The organism is Pseudomonas sp. ICMP 460, from assembly GCF_002723595.1.
Classification (GTDB): domain Bacteria; phylum Pseudomonadota; class Gammaproteobacteria; order Pseudomonadales; family Pseudomonadaceae; genus Aquipseudomonas; species Aquipseudomonas kitaguniensis.
The window spans coordinates 1-17,658 of sequence record NZ_LKBR01000044.1; the positions used below are offsets into that span (position 1 = coordinate 1).

Genomic DNA, 17,658 nt, shown 5'->3' on the forward strand with positions numbered 1-17,658 from the left:
TTGATCAATTTTTCAGGCGATGGCGCGCCTTGCTGTTGCTGCAGCGCGCCTTTGTCATCCAGGTAGAAAATCGCCGGCGTGGCCGACAACTTCAGTTCCTCCATCAACTTCATGTTGGCATCAAGCTTGGCTTCGATAGCAGCCGGGATCTTGTCCAGTGCCTGCAGTTTGCTGGCTTTGCCGGCGGCTTCGTGTTCTTCCAGGGCTTTTTGCGGGTCTTTGGCGGCGAGCAGTTCGGCCGACTTGCCGGGGCTGTCTTCGCGGATGATGCCGACCATCTGCGTTCGGCCATCGTGGTTTAACGGGGCGCTTCTAAGATCAAGATCACAAAGATCACAATCAAAAGCAGGCGGCCCGAAAGCCGACCCAATCTCCCAAGCAGAATGTGGTCAAACTGTGGGAGCGGGCTTGCTTACTTCGGCCCCATGATTTTGATCAATTTTTCAGGCGATGGCGCGCCTTGCTGTTGCTGCAGCGCGCCTTTGTCATCCAGGTAGAAAATCGCCGGCGTGGCCGACAACTCCAGTTCCTCCATCAACTTCATGTTGGCATCAAGCTTGGCTTCGATAGCGGCCGGGATCTTGTCCAGTGCCTGCAGTTTGCTGGCTTTGCCGGCGGATTCGTGTTCTTCCAGGGCTTTTTGCGGGTCTTTGGCGGCGAGCAGTGCGGCCGACTTGCCGGGGCTGTCTTCGCGGATGATGCCGACCATCACGTGGCGCAACTGTACCTTGCCGGCGTTGACCCATGGCCGCGCCTGTTGCCAGAACATGTTGCAGTACGGGCAGTTGGGGTCGCTGAACAGGTAGACGGTGCGCGGTGCGTTTTTATCGCCGTCCTGAATCCAATTGCTGTTTTCCATCTTGGCCCAGACTTCCTTGGCCATTGGCGCGTACACCAGTTTTTCCAGCGGCGCGTTGCTCAGGTCATTGCCTTGGGCGTCGTAGAGGTTACCGGCCAGCACGCTTTTGCCGTCGGCGGTCAGGTACAGCGCCATGCCGCGGTTCTGGTACTGCGCGGCGTAGCCGGTAAGGCCGCTGGGCGCGTCGAACTTGCCGAGGATTTTGGCGCCCTTGGCTTCGATCTGTTTGATCGGTGCCGGCCAGTCTTCGGCCTGGGCCTGGGTGGCGGCCATGCTCAGTGACAACAGGCTCAGAGGCAGCAAGGTCAGCAGGTGGCGGAGGCTTGGCATGTAGGTTTCCTTGTTGGGGCGGTGTCGAAGGGTTCCATGGCACGGGCCAGGCTGGCTTGGGACAGTTCACCGAGGTGGCTGTTGATCAGGCGCCCATCGGCTTGGTAAAACAGCGTGGTCGGCAGGGCCATCGAACCCACGGCTTGGCCGAGGCGGCCGCTGGCGTCAAACAGCACGTTGTCGAGCGTCAAACCCTGGGTGGCGAGGAAGGTACTCACGCTTTGCATGCTTTCGGCCTGGTTGACGAACAGGAAGGTCACGTCGGGCCGCAGGTGTTGCGCGCGCTCCAGCACCGGCATTTCCCGGCGGCACGGCGGGCACCAGGTGGCCCACAGATTTATCACCAGCGGCCCGCCGCGATAATCGGCGAGTTGCACCACCTCGCCATTGGCGTTGCGCAGCGTGATGTCCGGCAGTTGCGAGCCCTTGTCATACAGGCTCAGGGACACGCTGGTCATGCCCCAAAACACCAGCCCGGTGACCACCGCCGCACTCAGCGGTTTGCGCAGGGCAGGGCGCCGCCAACCGTAGGCCAGCGCGCCGAGTACCAGTGCAATCACGCCGGGCCAGGCGAGAAAACCACCGTCGCGCAGGTCGACCATTTGCAGCGGGTCGTGCTTGTATTCGTCCCAGTACATCAACACAAAGCTGACGCGCGCGGCCAGCAGGCCCAGCAGGAACAGGCTGAACAACACCGACTCCGGGTTTTCACCGCCACGCTTGGCCACGCGCCAGCCGACCACGGTGGCGAGAATCAACGCGCTGATCAGCAGGATGTGATTCAGCGCGATGGCGAAGGTGCCAATGGTCAGGGTCAGCATTAGCGCGCGTCTCGGGTTTGCGTCCAGCGTTGCAGGAAGGCGTCGGCACTCACTTCGCCGGTGATGCGCTGGGCGCGGCGTTCTTCACCGTCCGGGCCGACCCACACAAAACTCGGTGGCCCCGGCACTTGGTAATGGCCGAGCAGCGCGCGGCTGGCGGCGTTGTCGTCGGTGACATCGAGGCGCAGCAGGCGCACGTCTTTCAATGCGGCCAACACCTCGGGTTTGCCGAACACTTGTTTTTCCATGATTTTGCACGACACGCACCAGTCGGCGTAGTAGTCCACCAGCACCCATTGGCCCTTGGCTTTGGCGCTGTCGAGCTGGCGTTGCAGTTCGGCCGGGTCGTTGATCGTGATGAACGCGTCGTGGGCGCTCGGCGCAGCGGCAAGCGTTGAGCCGCTGTAGACCTTCAAGGGTTGCCACAGGTCGTCGCTGCCACCGGCCGCGCCCACCACCAGCAGCGCGCCCCACAGGCCGAGCACCAAAGACATGGCGCCAAACAGCTTGGCCGCCAGCCCGTATTCACGCGCAAGACCCCAGCCGCAGTACGCCATCACCAGCGCCAATGCGCCCCACAAACCGAGCCACAGGCTTTGATCCACCACAGGGCGAATCATCAGCACCGCCGTGCCCAGGAACAGGAAGCCGAAGATGCCCTTGAGGATGTTCATCCAGGTGCCCGGTTTGGGCAGGAAGCGGTTGCCCACCGTGACCAGCAGCAACAGCGGAATACCGATGCCGATGCCCATGGCGAACAGGATCAGCCCGCCGTGCAGCGCATTGCCGCTTTGCGCGATATACAACAGCGCACCGGCCAGCGGCGCGGTCATGCACGGGCCAACCAGCAGGCCGGACAGCGCACCCAGCACGCCTGCGCCCACCAGGCTGCCGCCGCTTTGCCGGCGGCTGACGTTATCCAGGCGGTCACGCACGAAAGCCGGCAGTTGCAGCTCAAAGAAACCGAACATCGGCAGCGCGAGCATCACAAACAGCGCAGCGAAACTGCCCAGAATCCACGGCGTTTGCAGCAGTGCGGCCAGGTTGCCGCCGAGCAGCGCGGCGAGTACGCCGAGCGCCGCATACACCAGGGCCATGCACACCACGTAGCTACTGGCCAAGGCAAACCCGCGACGCGGGCTGGCACCACTGCCGACCACCAGGCCTGCCAGAATCGGCAGCATCGGCAGTGAACACGGGGCGAATGCCAACAGCAGGCCGAGGCCAAAGAACACCAGCAGGCTCCAACCCAGGCTGCGCTGTTGCAAGCCGCTGGCCAGGCTTTGGTCCTGAGCCTGCGCTGTGCCGGCAACGGCGGGGTTACCGCCCAAATCTACGGTGATCGACTGCGGCGGGTAGCACAGGCCAGCATCTGCGCAGCCCTGCCAACCGAGCTTGAGCTGGCCGGTGGCACCCGCGGGAATCTTCACTTCCAGGCCTTGGCGATACACTTGCTGCTCGCCGAAGAATTCATCGCTGTGCGCTTCACCCTGCGGCAATACCGGCTTTTCGGCCAGGCCGTCGAACTTCATGCGCTGTTGGTACAGGTAATAACCATCGGCAATTTGCCAATACAGCTGGGTCTCGCCGGACTCCAGGCGCTCGGAGGTAAAGGTGAAGGCTTTGCCCACCGGCAGGAACTCGGGTTTGGTCTCGAAAGGATTACCCGGCGCAGCCTGGGCAAACCCTGCGAATACCACCAACAAAAAGGTAAACAAATACCGCATGGTCAAGCCTTAGTTTGATGCAAGTGAGGCACACAATGTGTGGCGTTGATTAACCGATGATTAACCGGCAGCTATTCTAAAGTGAAGGCGGTGACAGAGCGCGCCTGTTTTCACGGCATAATCTGCGCTTAATCCGCAGCCCCTTTAATCCCCGCATCTTTCATGAAGGGTTCACCATGCACGTACTGGTCTGTGAAGACGACGAACTGATCGCCAGCGGCATCGTCGCCGGGCTCGGCGCTCAGGGCTTTACCGTCGAGCGCGTGGCCACGGCCGCTGCCGCGCGGGCGATGCTCAAGGCGGCGACGTTCGACATCATGGTGCTTGACCTCGGGTTGCCCGATGAAGACGGCCTTAAACTGCTGCAGCAACTGCGCAGCCAGGGTTTGGAAATTCCGGTGCTGATTCTCACCGCGCGCGACTCGGTGACCAACCGCGTTGACGGCTTGCAAGCCGGTGCCGACGACTACCTGCTCAAACCTTTCGACCTGCGCGAACTTGCCGCCCGCCTGCAAACCCTGCTGCGCCGTGTGGCGGGGCGCCGGGTTAACCTGATCGAACACGGCCAACTGGCCTACGACCCGAGCAGCCGCGAAACCTTCCTGGCGGGCCAGCCGGTCGACCTGTCGCGTCGCGAGCAGGCGCTGTTGCAGGCGCTGTTGCACAACAAGGGCCGTGTGCTGTCCAGCGAACAGCTCAAGGACAGCGTGTACGGCTTTAACGACGAGCTGGAAAGCAACGCCCTCAACGTGCACATCCACCACCTGCGGCGCAAGCTGGGCAATGGCATCGTCGAGACCGTGCGCGGCTTGGGCTATCGCCTGGGTTCGGCGGATGCTGGCCCGGCGGATGAAGCAGAGCACCTGTCGTGATGAGCCTGCGCCTGCGCCTGACGTTCAAGCTGGGCGCTGCCTTTGTGTTGATCTGGGTGCTGGCGGCGGCCTGGATGCTCAACGATTTGCGCAACCAGATGATGTTCTCGCTCGATCAGCGGCTGGTGGCGTCGGCACGCATGGTCGCCGGGCTGACCGAACAGATGCCGGGCTTGGCCAGCGTCAGCGGCGGCACGCATTTGCGCACCGAACAACTGAATGTGCCGGGCGGCATGGCCTGTCAGGTCAGCTCCTTGCGCGGCGAAATTCTGGCGCGCAGCCACACCACACCCGATGAAGGCCTGGAATCGCGCAAAAGCGGTTTTCGCGACCAGGTGATCGACGGCGTGGGCTGGCGCAGTTTCACCCTGTCACGCGGCGACCTGTTGATCACCACCGCCGACCGCCAGGTTGAGCGCGAGGCGCTGAACCTGTCGATATTGCTGGCGGCTTCGGTGCCGGTCGGCGTCGCCTTGCTCGGGTGTTTGTGCCTGCTGTGGCTGGGCATCGGCCAGAGCCTGTTGCCGCTCAACCGCATGCGTGATGCATTGATGCGGCGCAGTGCCGACTCCCTCGAACCGCTTCAGATTCACCCGCTGCCCAGCGAATTGAAACCGTTGCTCGACACCCAGAACCAACTGCTGCAACGCATCGCCAAGACCATCGAGCGTGAGCGCCGCCTCACCGGCGACGCCGCCCACGAACTGCGCAGCCCGCTGACGGCGATCAAGACCCACCTGCAAGTGGCGCGCATGACCGACGGCGCGGCCCGCGACCAGTCGCTGGCGCATGCCGAAGAGGGCGCCGACCGCCTGCACCGCACCCTTGAGCAATTGCTCTTGCTGGCGCGCGTGGAGGGCAGCCTGTCGTTCGACGATGGCCTGCAGTCGAGCGCCGAACAAGTCGCGCGGCTGGCGATACAGGACGCGAATGCGGGTGATAACCGCCGTATAGATTTAGTGCTGGCAGGCAACCTCACCGAAACCCCGGTGGAGATGCCGGTCGCCCTGGCCGTGGCCGCCCTGCGTAACTTGCTGGATAACGCCCTTCGTCACACCCCGCACGACTCGCGCGTGGAACTGAATGTATTCACCAGCGCCAACACGGTGGTGTTCCGCGTGCGTGACCATGGCACGCAGATCTCCAGCGAGGACCTGCAATACCTGACTCAACGCTTCTGGCGCAATGGCAACAGCGAAGGCTGCGGGCTGGGCCTGGCGATTGTGCAGGCGATTGTGCAGCGCTGTTCCTGCTCATTGAAATTCGACAGCCAGCCGGATGGCTTGCGGGTCGACTTGGGCATGCCCTTGCGGCGCTGATCACTTTTCTTCAAACGCTCATAAATAGCTACCGCCCACCTGACGCTCAGCGCGTCAGGATGGCGGTAATTATTTGCGTTTGAACGGGCTGAATGACTCGGCCTGTACTGAAAAGGACGGTTCTTATGTTGGTTATCGATAGCAGTTTCCCCGCCAGGGATTTCAACGAGCGCAACGGCGAGCCCGTGCGGCAGGTGATCCTGCATTACACCGCGGCAACCTTCGCCTCGTCGCTGCGCACCCTCACCCAAGACGGCGTCAGCGCTCACTATTTGCTGCCCGATCCGGATGACGCCGGTTACCGCGCCACCGGGTATGACGAGCTACGGGTGTTCCGGCTGGTGGCTGAAAATAAGCGTGCCTGGCATGCCGGCGTCAGCCATTGGGATGGGCGGGACAACCTCAATAGCCGCTCGATTGGCATCGAGATTGTCAATGTGGCCCGCGATGATGGCGGTGTATTTACCTTTCCAGCGTACGCACAGGAGCAGGTCGATGTGTTGATTGCCCTGCTGCGCGACCTGCTTGGGCGCTATCCGCAGATTGCCCCGGTCGACGTGCTTGGGCATTCGGACGTGGCGTATTGGCGCAAGAGCGATCCGGGGCCACGCCTGCCGTGGCGCTGCTTGTTTGAGGCAGGCGTGGGCGCCTGGTTTGAAGAACCGACGCGGGCGATGTATCAGCGCAGGTTTTGTGTCGGGTTGCCGCCGGAGGTGGAGGTAGAGCGGGCGTTTCAGCGGTATGGGTATAAACCGGCCTGGAATCGTCAAGCATTCGAGCAGCGCACCCGGGCGTTTCAAATGCACTTTCGGCAGAGCGATTACCGTGGGCTGCTGGACGGTGAGACGTGTGCGATTTTGTACGCGTTGAACGAGCGGTATCGCGCCGGGTGAGGTTGCCATGATCGTTCCCACTCAGAGCGTGGCAACGATCTGCTCGGGCAGGCACCGGATCAAAAGCGACCAAACGCCTAAATCGCCCCAGCGCTGGTACGTCTCCAAAACATCAATCCGTGCGCCTGAGCCACACACACGCACACGGATCAGCAGTTTGGTCACCACCACCAGCGTATTGAGGGATCGAGAGATGTCAGTCGCTACCAGCCGTATCGAAGCCCCCGAGGTGTACACCACCGCGGCGCCCACGGAAACGCTCTACGAGTTTGAAGAAAGCCCATTGCTGGCCCGCCAACGTCAACAGGAATCGAATGCCCGCAGCTACCCGCGGCGCATCCCGCTGGCACTCAAACGCGCCAAAGGCATCTACGTGGAAGACGTGGAAGGCCGCCGTTTCATCGACTGCCTGGCCGGCGCGGGCACTTTGGCGCTGGGCCACAACCACCCGGTGGTGATCGAAGCGATTCAACAGGTATTGATCGACGAGCTGCCGTTGCACACCCTCGACCTGACCACGCCGGTCAAGGACCAGTTCGTGCAGGACCTGTTCGGCCTGTTGCCGACCGAGCTTGCCCGCGAAGCGAAAATCCAGTTCTGTGGCCCCACCGGCACTGATGCGGTCGAAGCTGCGCTGAAATTGGTGCGTACCGCCACGGGGCGCAGCACGGTGCTGTCGTTCCAGGGCGGTTATCACGGCATGAGCCAGGGCGCGCTGAGCCTGATGGGCAGCCTGGGGCCGAAAAAGCCTTTGGGCGCACTGCTGAGTAATGGCGTGCAGTTCTTGCCGTACCCCTACGACTACCGTTGCCCATTCGGCTTGGGCGGCGCGCAAGGCGTGCAGGTCAACCTGCATTACCTGCAAAACCTGCTCAACGACCCGGAAGCCGGGGTGTTGTTGCCGGCGGCGGTGATTGTTGAAGTGGTGCAGGGCGAGGGCGGCGTGATTCCGGCTGATCTGGACTGGCTGCGCGGCCTGCGGCGTATCACCGAGCAGGCCGGCGTGGCGTTGATTGTCGATGAAATTCAGAGTGGTTTTGGCCGCACCGGCAAGATGTTTGCCTTTGAACACGCCGGCATCATCCCGGATGTGGTGGTGCTGTCCAAAGCCATCGGCGGCAGCTTGCCGCTGGCGGTGGTGGTGTACCGCGACTGGCTCGACACTTGGTTACCGGGCGCGCATGCCGGGACGTTTCGCGGCAATCAGCTGGCGATGGCGGCGGGTTCGGCGGTGATGCGCTACCTCAAGGAACACGACGTGCCCAGCCACGCCACTGCGATGGGCGAGCGCCTCGGTGAGCACCTGCGTATTTTGCAGCGTGACTTTGCGCAGTTGGGCGATATTCGTGGCCGTGGGCTGATGCTGGGCGTGGAACTGGTTGACCCGCAGGGCCCGCTCGACATCCAGGGCCACCCGCCGGTGCATCGCCAACTGGCGCCGCTGGTGCAGCGCGAATGCCTCAAGCGCGGGCTGATCCTGGAACTCGGCGGTCGGCATGGCAGCGTCGTGCGTTTCTTGCCGCCGCTGGTGATCACCGCTGCCGAGATCGATCGCGTGGCCGAGATCTTCGGGCGCGCCTTATCGGCAGCGGTTGCCCGCCTCTAATTTTTTGCACGCTTGGTACGTTTCTACAGATATAGCGCTGCGCGTGGTGCGCAGCCAGCCTTTGAGCGACGGAGAACCGCAATGACCTCAGTATTTGACCGCGACGACATCCTGTTTCAGGTAGTGGTCAACCACGAAGAACAGTATTCCATTTGGCCAGACTACAAGGCCGTGCCGGAAGGCTGGCGCACCGTGGGCAAGAGCGGCATGAAAAAAGAATGCCTGGCCTACATCGAAGAAGTCTGGACCGACATGCGCCCGTTGAGCCTGCGCCAAAAGATGGACGGCGCCACCCTCGCAGGCTGACCCTGCAAGACCGCTAGCCACAGGGGGTTGTGCTGGCAACACCACAACCCGCCACTTCACGCACCGCTCTCTTTCTCCAACCCCACCACGCCCGCCGTCACCACCTGCACACTCAGACGCGGCGTAGCCAAATCCAGCCCCGCCTCATCCAGGTGGCGCTTAAGCGACAAGTTAAACGCCCGCGACACCTCCCACTGCTTGATCGGCGCCGTTTTAAAGCGTGCGCGCAAAATCGCGCTGCCCGACTCAAAACTTTCCACACCCTGAATCTCCAGCGGCGACCAGATATTGCGACGTTGCAGGGGGTCGTTACGCATTTTCTGGCCAACGTCGCGCATCAGCTTGATCGCCTCGTCGATCTCCATGTTGTACGGAATCGCCACCCGGAAAATCGCATAGCCGAACTCCCGCGAGTAGTTCTTGATGCTCTTGATTTCGCTGAACGGGATGGTGTGCACAATGCCGTCGATGTCGCGCAGGCGCACGGTACGGATGGTCAGCCCTTCGACAGTGCCGAGGTGGCCGCCGACGTCCACGTAGTCGTCGATGGCCAGCGAGTCTTCGATGATGATGAACAAACCGGTGATCAAGTCCGCCACCAGTGACTGCGCACCAAAACCGATGGCCAGGCCGATCACCCCGGCACCGGCCAGCAGCGGCGTTACGTTCATGCCCATGTTCGCCAGGGCGACGATCGCGGCGATGATAAAAATGGTCACGAACAGCACGTTGCGGATCAGCGGCATCATGGTTTGCGCACGCGCGTTGGCCAGGCCTTTGCGCGAGCGGGTCAGGGCATGGTGGATCGCCGTGTCGCTGAGAATCCAGATCAGCCAGGCAAACAGCAACGTCCCGGCGAGGCCGAACAACTTGACGCTGACTTCATGGCCGTCGCCCTCGGTAAAGCGAATCAGCGACAAGCCCCAGACGCGCAAGCCCAGTTCGATAAACACCAACCACACCGCCAGGTGGGCCAGGGTGTACACGAAGCTTTTCAGGCGATCGGAATACAGCGCGTGGCGTTTGTGCCCGCGTTGCGGCTTGAGTGCGTGGCGCCGCACCAGGCCGTTGATCACCATGCACAACACCAGCAACACCGTGCACAACAACGACTGACGCAGGGCGGTGCTGCTGTCGCCGGCGGAGAGGAAGGTGGCGAACAACGAGATGCCCACCAGCAGCAGCGCCGGCAAGTACCAGAAGGTGCCGATGATCGACAGGGTGTCGCTGAGGGCGCGGCGCGTGAGGCGACGAGACAGCGGCTGGTTGCGGATCAAGTGGGCGATCGGCCTGCGGAAGCGCAGGATAAATACGCCGGTCGACAAGGCTGCCATCACATTGGCCACGGTCGCCGCTGTGTGGGCCAAGTGCTGGCCGAGCGCCGCGACCAGCCGTGGGTCGCTCAGGGCCTCGCCAAAGGCGGCGAAGCTGCCGATCCACCACAGTGGCCGAAACGCCTGGTGCCGCAGGATATACAGCGCGCGGTGGCGATGCGGGCCGTCCAGCAGGGAGAACGCGATGACGCAAATGGCCGAAAAGCAGGTGCCGACCACCAGTGCATACGCCAGCACCATCGCCAGCGATTTGCCCAGCGATGAAGGCAGCGCGTAGCTGAGGTAAACCGTGATCACCAGCGCGATCAACCACGGCCCCAGTTTGCGCAGGGCGAAGCGCAGCATGTCCCAGGTGCGCGGGTGCTGCGGCAATTCTTCGGGCAGGCCGAACCGCACGCGTACGCGGTGGCCGAGCCAGATCAGCGCGGCGGCCAACAGGCTCCACACCGCAAGGATCACGGCAAAACCGAAAATGATCGGCAGCCATTCGGCGGCCGGCAGCATCAAGGCGCTGAACTCATCCTTGGCTTGCTCAAACTCATTGGTCCAGCGCCCGAGCGGGCTGTCGGCACCGGAGAACTGCTGCTCAAGGCCCGACAGCGTACTGCCGATCAAACCCAGTACGCCCTGTTCGGCAGCGGGTTGGGCTTTTTGCGTGGCTTCGCGGAGTTTTTTCAGGTCGCTCAGCAACTGGGTGCGCTGCTGGTCGTTTTCCAGGGTCTTGATCACCTCGTCCAACGACTGCCCCAGCGGCACGTCGGCCTGGGGTTGGGAGGCGTGGGTGCCGCCCAGCAAACCGGGCAAGCCCACGGCTTGGGCGGACGTGAGCGGGAGCAGCGTCAGCAGGGCGATCAGGCAGTAGCAGGGCAGGGCAAACAGACGGGAAAGCACGAGGCGGTCAACCTTGGAAACGACGAATTGACCGAGTGTACGAGGCCGCTATGCCCAATGCGAGTGCATTTGTCATTCCGCCAGTTTGGCGAGGATCTTGTAAACCATCGTGCCGAGGATCAGCAGCATGCCGATCCACATGCCAAACACCGCCACGGGCTTGTCGCGAAAGTTGAAGCCAACCATCAGCAGGCACATGCCGATCAGAATGGGGATAAGCATTGTGTGAAAAGAGGACATGGAGATCATGGTGCGACGGCCTTGTCGGAGTCGGAATACTGACAAGTTTAGGCCCGATTGCGGGAAGTGCAGATGACGCAGATCACCTGTACAGCACCCGACCGCGATCAACTGTGGGAGCGGGCTTGCTCGCGATGGCTTCAACTCGGTGTGCCTGATGCTCCGAGGTGCCTGCATCGCGAGCAAGCCCGCTCCCACAAAAGCTCCGTCTCACATTTTTTAGTGTGGGCTCAGGGCAAATCACGGCTTGCGTAGAACGCGCCCAACACCTTCACCAGGTGCGCCAGGTCGTGGCTGCCGCAGAGTTCACGGATCGAGTGCATGGCAAACGTCGGCAGGCCGATGTCCACGGTGCGCACGCCCAAGTGGCTGGCGGTGATCGGGCCGATGGTCGAGCCGCAGCCCATATCACTGCGCACCACAAAGCTTTGCACCGGGACTTCCTGGGCCATGCACAGGTGGCGGAAGAACCCGGCGGTTTCGCTGTTGGTGGCGTAACGCTGGTTACTGTTGACCTTGATTACCGGGCCTGCGTTGAGTTTTGGACCGTGGTTGGCGTCGTGTTTTTCAGCGTAATTGGGGTGCACGCCGTGGGCATTGTCTGCAGACACCAACAGTGATTTCTGAATGGTGCGTACTAATTCATCACCCTCCGGCAACAAGCGGCGCAGCGTCTGTTCGAGCATCGGGCCGTCAGCGCCGCACGCCGAGCAGGAGCCGACCTCTTCGTGGTCGTTGCACACCAGCACGCAGGTTTCGTCGGTTTCGCTGGTCAGCAAGGCTTGCAGGCCGGCGTAGCACGACAGCAGGTTGTCGAGGCGCGCACCGGCGATGAAGTCGCCGTTCAGGCCGATCACCGCAGCGCTTTGCGTGTCGTAGAAGCTCAGCTCGTAGTCGAGCACCACATCCGCGTTCAAGCCGTGCTCGCGGCCCAGTTGCTCGGTGAGCACGGCGCGGAAGTCCACGCGCTCGTCACCGGCAAACTGCGCGAGAATCGGCGGCAGCTCGGTTTGGGCATTGATCGCCCAACCCTGGTTGGCTTCACGGTTCAGGTGAATCGCCAGGTTGGGAATGATGGCGATGGGCAACTTGAAGTCAATCAACTGGCTTTCGACCTTGCCGTCGCGGCGGAAGGTTACGCGCCCGGCCAGCGACAGGTCGCGGTCAAACCATGGGGCCAGCAGTGCACCGCCGTAGACTTCGACGCCCAATTGCCAGAAACCCTGGCGTTGCAGCTCCGGTTGCGGTTTAACCCGCAAGCATGGGCTGTCGGTGTGGGCGCCGACCAGGCGAATGCCGCCTTGCAACGGCGAATGGCGGCCGAGTTTGAAGGCGATGATCGAGGAGTCATTACGGGTGACGTAGTAACGACCGTTGGCCTCGGTGGCCCAGGTTTCACGTTCGTCGAGACGCTGGTAACCGGCCGCTTCCAGGCGCTGGGCGAGGGCGGCAGTGGCATGAAAAGGAGTAGGGGAGGCCTTGAGGAAGTCGATCAGGCCTTGATTCAACGCTTCGCGCATAAATAGCTCCAGACAGCAATGTGCGGAGTTTACCGTTCGAGGGCGCGAAGTGCACAGAACAAATGTGGGAGCGGGCTTGCTCGCGATGGCATCAACTTGGTATGCCTGCTGGACCGAGGTGCCTGCATCGCGAGCAAGCCCGCTCCCACCGTAGAGGGGGTTTGCACCTCAAAAGGGTGCGGGGCACTCAAAGCGCAAACGCTCGCCACTCTGCGGGTGCGTAAAACTCAACATGCTCGCGTGCAGGCACAACCGCGGCCAAGCGGCCAGGGCTTGTTCATGCGCGTAAAGGCCATCACCGAGCAACGGATGGCCGATCGACAACATGTGCACACGCAGCTGGTGCGAACGCCCGGTGATCGGCGTCAGCTCCACACGGCACCAGTCGCCGCAACGCTCCAGCACCTTCCAGAAGGTCAGCGCATGTTTACCAAATTCATGGTCGACCACGTGGCGTGGTTTGGTCGGCGGGTCGTAGCGCAGGGGCAAGTCGATACTGCCGCTGTCGAGTGCCGGCTGGCCCCAGGCCAACGCGGTGTAGGCCTTTTCGGTTTCGCGGTCATGAAACTGGCGGGACAGTTCGCGATGGCTATCGGCGTCGCGGGCCAGCAGGATGATCCCTGACGTTTCCCAGTCCAGACGATGCACGATGCGCGCTTCGGGGTAGCCGTTTTCCTGCAGGCGGGTGATCAGGCAATCCTTGTTGTCGTCGGCGCGACCGGGCACCGAGAGCAGCAGGGTTGGCTTGTTCACGACCAGGACAGCCTCGTCCTGGTGAAGGATATGGATATTCGACAACGGCATTAAACAGCCTCGTAACAAACGCCAACGGCGGCTCGCTCACCGCGTTCCCGAAACGGGATCAAGGTGACCGAGCCGCCGTGGCGACCGCCTGTTCGATTAACGATCAGGCAGGGTGATATTGAGTTCCAGGATCGAGCAACTGCCGTCGTTTTCCAGCGCGACATGCACATCGTCGTTGCCGATATTGACGTACTTGCGGATCACCTCGACCAGTTCCTTTTGCAAGGCTGGCAGGTAGTCCGGCGTGCTGCGTTGGCCGCGTTCGTGCGCCACGATGATCTGTAGACGCTCTTTCGCTACCGACGCGGTACTTGGCTTTTTGTTGGCCCGAAAGAAGTCGAGAAATTTCATTGTTTAGTTGCCTCCAAAGATACGCTCGAAGAATCCCTTCTTCTTAACGTCGAGGAAGCGATGTTCCACGGTCTTGCCCAGCAAGCGATCAACCGCGTCGCTGTACGCCTGGCCTGCGTCGCTCTGGTCGTCAAGAATCACCGGAACGCCCTGGTTGGAAGCCTTCAGCACTGCCTGGGATTCCGGAATCACGCCCAACAACGTTACGGCGAGGATGTCTTTGACGTCCTCAACGCCGAGCATTTCGCCATTGCTGACGCGCTCAGGGTTGTAGCGAGTGAGCAGCAGGTGCTCCTTGATCGGGTCTTCACCTTTTTCGGCACGCTGGGATTTGCTCGCCAGCAGGCCGAGCATGCGGTCCGAGTCACGTACCGAAGAAACTTCCGGGTTGGTGACGACGATGGCTTCGTCGGCGAAGTACATCGCCAGGTGCGCACCGGTTTCGATGCCAGCCGGCGAATCGCAGACCACGTATTCGAAGGTTTCTTTCAGCTCGGCGAGTACTTTGCCCACGCCTTCCTTGGTCAGCGCGTCTTTGTCGCGGGTCTGGCTGGCGGCCAGTACGTACAGGTTCTCAAGGCGCTTGTCCTTGATCAAAGCCTGTTGCAGGTTGGCTTCGCCGTTTACCACGTTGACGAAGTCGTACACCACGCGGCGTTCGCAGCCCATGATCAGGTCGAGGTTACGCAAACCGACGTCGAAGTCGACGATGACTGTTTTGTGGCCGCGCAAAGCGAGGCCGGTACCGATAGCGGCGCTGGTGGTGGTCTTACCCACACCACCCTTGCCGGATGTAACCACGAGAATCTTGGCCAAGGTGTTTCACCCCTAAGGAAAAAGGACTTTTCAGTCCCTGAAAAACATCTCTTGAAACTCGCGGCATGCGGACAGTCTCTGTAGGAAAAAGATGTGGTTCCCGTAGGGAAACGCCAGCTTTCAGTTGTTCCTACACAAGTTTTGCCGGTTTCGCTGTGCTATCAGAGTCTAGAGATGCTTGGAAAATGCGGCAGTATCCGTTAAAGACGGGTGATGTTCAACACATCGCCCGACAGGCTGACTTGAACCGAGGCGCCCCACAGCGGATCGCGGCGCAAATCTTCTGCAACCTTGTACTGGCCTGCTACGGACACTAGCTCAGCGGTCAACTGCTGACAAAAAATACGCGCCTTGGTATCACCCTTGATGCCGGCCAAAGCACGACCGCGCATAGGGCCGTATACATGGATGTTGCCATCGGCCAGAAGTTCCGCGCCCGGGCTGACCGAAGCGATCACCACCAAGTCGCCGCCCTGGGCGTAAATTTGTTGCCCACCGCGTACGGGGGAGGTGATGATCTTTGTAGGCTTGACGCTGGGCTCCGGCGGTTTTGCCGGGGCTTTCTTCACTTCACCTTCGCTCTGCTCAAGCGGCCGCTCGCGCGCACCGGACGGTGGCAACACGGGCAGTTCAATGGCGATTGCGGCGGCGATGTCTTCGATACGGCTGGCGCGAATGGCCAGCGTGCGCAAACCATGCGAGCGGCAGACGCGCATCAGGCCGGGCAAATCAATCAAGCCCTGGCCAGCCGGCAGTTTGTCCAACGCGAGCACCAGCGGGGCATTGTTGAAAAAATTCGGCGCCAGGGCGACCTTGGCGGCCAGTTGGCGGTCGAGGGCGTCGAGGTCATTGCGGGCCAGTTCCAGCACGGTAATGGCGAGCATGCTGCCTTTCAGCTGGAACACGGGATCTTGGTCTAGCGGTTCGGTTTGGCTCATGGTCGGCAAAAGCGGCTTGTCACGAAAAGTGTCGAGACTTATAACGAGAACATCCACGGGCCGCAAGCCGAGTCGAACCGTTGTAGAATGCGCGGCCCTGTCTTTACCGGAATCTGTAATGGATCGCCCGCGTTTTCGAGCTGTATTTTTTCATCCGCGTTTTTGGCTCTTATGGCTGGGGCTCGGCCTCTTGTGGCTGATCACTCAATTGCCATACCGGGCACTTTTGACCATTGGTCGTTTATTGGGCGCGGGCATGTACCACGTGGCCGGCGACCGTCGGCGCATTGCCGCGCGTAACCTGGAACTGTGTTTCCCGGAAAAGTCCGCGGCCGCGCGTAAAAAGCTGCTCAAGGAAAACTTCGCGTCTACCGGCATCGCGTTTTTTGAAATGGCCATGAGCTGGTGGTGGTCGCGTCAGCGCCTGGCACGCCTGGCGCATGTCGAAGGCCTTGAACACCTCAAGCAGGCGCAGTTGGATGGCAAGGGCGTGATCCTCATGGCCCTGCATTTCACCACCCTGGAAATCGGCGCGGCCTTGCTCGGCCAGAAGCACACCATCGATGGCATGTACCGCGAGCACGCCAACCCGCTGTTCGACTTCGTTCAGCGCCGTGGCCGCGAGCGGCATAACCTCGACTCCCTGGCGGTTGAGCGCGAAGACGTGCGCGGCATGCTCAAGCTGCTGCGCGCCGGCCGCGCGATCTGGTATGCGCCGGACCAGGACTACGGCGCCAAGCAAAGTATCTTCGTGCCGCTGTTCGGCGTGCAGGCCGCCACGGTGACCGCCACCAGCAAGTTTGCGCGTTTGGGCAAGGCGTTGGTGGTGCCGTTTACGCAGGAGCGGCTGGCGGATGGCAGCGGTTATCGCTTGGTGATTCACCCGCCGTTGACGGATTTTCCGGGTGAAAGCGACGAGGTTGATTGCCTGCGTATCAACCAGTGGGTTGAAACCTCGGTGCGTGATTGCCCCGAGCAGTACCTGTGGACGCACCGGCGCTTCAAGAGCCGGCCACCGGGTGAGCCCAAGCTGTACGAAAAGCGTCGTCGATAAGCGCTGCGATTTTGCTTTGTGTGGCTGCATCTTTGATGTAGCGCTGTCGCGCGGGAAGCGGGCTTGGGGTGTTCTTTGGATTTTCTTATATATCTGTTATTTGGGTGATGGGTTGTATCGGTTTCGCTCTTACAGCGAGTCACTTTTGATAGAGCGCAAAAGTAACCAAAACGCTCTCGCCCCACCACTCGGTGCCTCGCTATTCGCTCTTACAGCGAGTCACTTTTGATAGAGCGCAAAAGTAACCAAAACGCTCTCGCCCCACCACTCGGTGCCTCGCTTAGGCTCGGCATGCCCGCCCGCAGGCTTGAATCCGTGGGCCGCCGCGATGGGCCATCCTTGGCCCAGCGCGGCTAACCCGGCGTCCTGCCGGGTTACCCACGNAAGCCTGCGTGCGGCCATCGTGGTTTAACGGGGCGCTTCTCAGATCAAAAGCAGATCAAGAGCAAGAGCACGGCGGCCTGAAAGCCGACCTGAGTGGTTGAAGCGGATCAGAAGCAGATCAAGGGCGGATTTTGCATACACAGTAGATCCGCTTTTTTTGCTTTCTGTGGGAGGGGGCTTGCTCCCGATAGCAGTTTTACAGTTGATACATGAGTTGACTGATACACAGTAGATCCGCTTTTTTTGCTTTCTGTGGGAGGGGGCTTGCTCCCGATAGCAGTTTTACAGTTGATACATGAGTTGACTGACCCACCGCAATCGGGAGCAAGCCCCCTCCCACAGTTGACCGAGTTCTGCTTGAGGGATGATCGTTCCCACGCTCTGCGTGGTAATGCCGCTCCGGACGCTCTGCGTCCCGCTTTTTCAGCCAAAGAATCTCCCACATTTGGTCGCATTCAGCATGTGAGATTGGGCCGGCTTTCGGGCCGCCTGCTTTTGATTGTGATCTTGATCTAAGGCGCCCCGTTAAACCACGATGGCCGAACGCAGATATTACGGAGCGGGTAAACCGGCAGGACGCCGGTTTAGCCGCG

16 protein-coding genes and 1 pseudogene are annotated in these 17,658 nt (G+C 61.3%); 6 read left to right on the forward strand and 11 right to left on the reverse strand.

The annotated features are described in order from the left end of the window. From AO240_RS22525 to dsbD, 4 genes and pseudogenes are all read right to left on the reverse strand, one after another. Positions 1-278: pseudogene (locus tag AO240_RS22525) on the reverse strand (thiol:disulfide interchange protein DsbG); the annotation flags it as partial. Positions 279-412: 134 nt separating this feature from the next. Beyond that, complete coding sequence (gene dsbG / locus AO240_RS22530; RefSeq protein ID WP_099239364.1) at positions 413-1,189, reverse strand: thiol:disulfide interchange protein DsbG; 777 nt, start codon at positions 1,187-1,189, stop codon at positions 413-415. Beyond that, a complete protein-coding gene (locus tag AO240_RS22535; RefSeq protein ID WP_099239366.1) occupies positions 1,165-2,010 on the reverse strand; it encodes a TlpA disulfide reductase family protein in 846 nt (281 codons plus the stop codon). The genes dsbG and AO240_RS22535 overlap by 25 nt, the downstream gene beginning before the upstream one ends. Next, the gene (gene dsbD, locus AO240_RS22540; RefSeq protein WP_099239368.1) at positions 2,010-3,737 is read right to left on the reverse strand and encodes a protein-disulfide reductase DsbD; all 1,728 of its coding nucleotides are present in this window, start codon (positions 3,735-3,737) and stop codon (positions 2,010-2,012) included. Before dsbD ends, AO240_RS22535 begins: the two co-directional genes overlap by 1 nt. Positions 3,738-3,913: 176 nt before the next feature. Here dsbD and AO240_RS22545 point away from each other — a divergent pair, with 176 nt between their 5' ends. The 5 genes from AO240_RS22545 (at position 3,914) to AO240_RS22565 (ending at position 8,733) form a co-directional block, all read left to right on the forward strand. Continuing rightward, the gene (locus AO240_RS22545) at positions 3,914-4,609 is read left to right on the forward strand and encodes a response regulator transcription factor (protein WP_099239370.1); all 696 of its coding nucleotides are present in this window, start codon (positions 3,914-3,916) and stop codon (positions 4,607-4,609) included. Beyond that, on the forward strand, positions 4,609-5,928 hold the full coding sequence (locus tag AO240_RS22550) for an ATP-binding protein (protein ID WP_099239372.1): 1,320 nt from the start codon (positions 4,609-4,611) through the stop codon (positions 5,926-5,928). Before AO240_RS22545 ends, AO240_RS22550 begins: the two co-directional genes overlap by 1 nt. A gap of 125 nt (positions 5,929-6,053) precedes the next feature. After that, positions 6,054-6,821, forward strand: a complete 768-nt coding sequence (locus AO240_RS22555) for an N-acetylmuramoyl-L-alanine amidase (RefSeq protein ID WP_099239374.1) — start codon at positions 6,054-6,056, stop codon at positions 6,819-6,821. A 193-nt stretch (positions 6,822-7,014) separates the two neighbouring features. Beyond that, entirely contained in the window at positions 7,015-8,427 is a 1,413-nt protein-coding gene (locus AO240_RS22560; protein WP_099239376.1) for an aspartate aminotransferase family protein, read from the forward strand. Between the two features lie 81 nt (positions 8,428-8,508). Then, a complete protein-coding gene (locus AO240_RS22565; protein ID WP_058414232.1) occupies positions 8,509-8,733 on the forward strand; it encodes an MbtH family protein in 225 nt (74 codons plus the stop codon). Positions 8,734-8,789: 56 nt separating this feature from the next. Here AO240_RS22565 and AO240_RS22570 read toward each other — a convergent pair whose 3' ends face one another. The 7 genes from AO240_RS22570 to minC form a co-directional block, all read right to left on the reverse strand. Beyond that, on the reverse strand, positions 8,790-10,958 hold the full coding sequence (locus AO240_RS22570) for a mechanosensitive ion channel family protein (protein WP_099239378.1): 2,169 nt from the start codon (positions 10,956-10,958) through the stop codon (positions 8,790-8,792). A gap of 72 nt (positions 10,959-11,030) precedes the next feature. Continuing rightward, complete coding sequence (locus AO240_RS28680) at positions 11,031-11,198, reverse strand: hypothetical protein (RefSeq protein WP_177445856.1); 168 nt, start codon at positions 11,196-11,198, stop codon at positions 11,031-11,033. Positions 11,199-11,428: 230 nt separating this feature from the next. Next, complete coding sequence (locus AO240_RS22580) at positions 11,429-12,718, reverse strand: M18 family aminopeptidase (RefSeq protein WP_099239382.1); 1,290 nt, start codon at positions 12,716-12,718, stop codon at positions 11,429-11,431. Between the two features lie 168 nt (positions 12,719-12,886). Then, on the reverse strand, positions 12,887-13,522 hold the full coding sequence (locus AO240_RS22590) for an RluA family pseudouridine synthase (RefSeq protein ID WP_058414229.1): 636 nt from the start codon (positions 13,520-13,522) through the stop codon (positions 12,887-12,889). 96 nt (positions 13,523-13,618) lie between these two features. Continuing rightward, complete coding sequence (gene minE, locus AO240_RS22595) at positions 13,619-13,873, reverse strand: cell division topological specificity factor MinE (protein WP_003175252.1); 255 nt, start codon at positions 13,871-13,873, stop codon at positions 13,619-13,621. A 3-nt stretch (positions 13,874-13,876) separates the two neighbouring features. Continuing rightward, entirely contained in the window at positions 13,877-14,689 is an 813-nt protein-coding gene (minD, locus tag AO240_RS22600) for a septum site-determining protein MinD (RefSeq protein WP_017737535.1), read from the reverse strand. A 200-nt stretch (positions 14,690-14,889) separates the two neighbouring features. After that, positions 14,890-15,627, reverse strand: a complete 738-nt coding sequence (gene minC / locus AO240_RS22605; RefSeq protein ID WP_099239384.1) for a septum site-determining protein MinC — start codon at positions 15,625-15,627, stop codon at positions 14,890-14,892. Positions 15,628-15,745: 118 nt separating this feature from the next. Between minC and AO240_RS22610 the strand changes: the two genes are divergently transcribed. Next, the gene (locus AO240_RS22610) at positions 15,746-16,681 is read left to right on the forward strand and encodes a lipid A biosynthesis lauroyl acyltransferase (RefSeq protein ID WP_099239386.1); all 936 of its coding nucleotides are present in this window, start codon (positions 15,746-15,748) and stop codon (positions 16,679-16,681) included. The last annotated feature ends 977 nt before the right edge of the window (positions 16,682-17,658 follow it).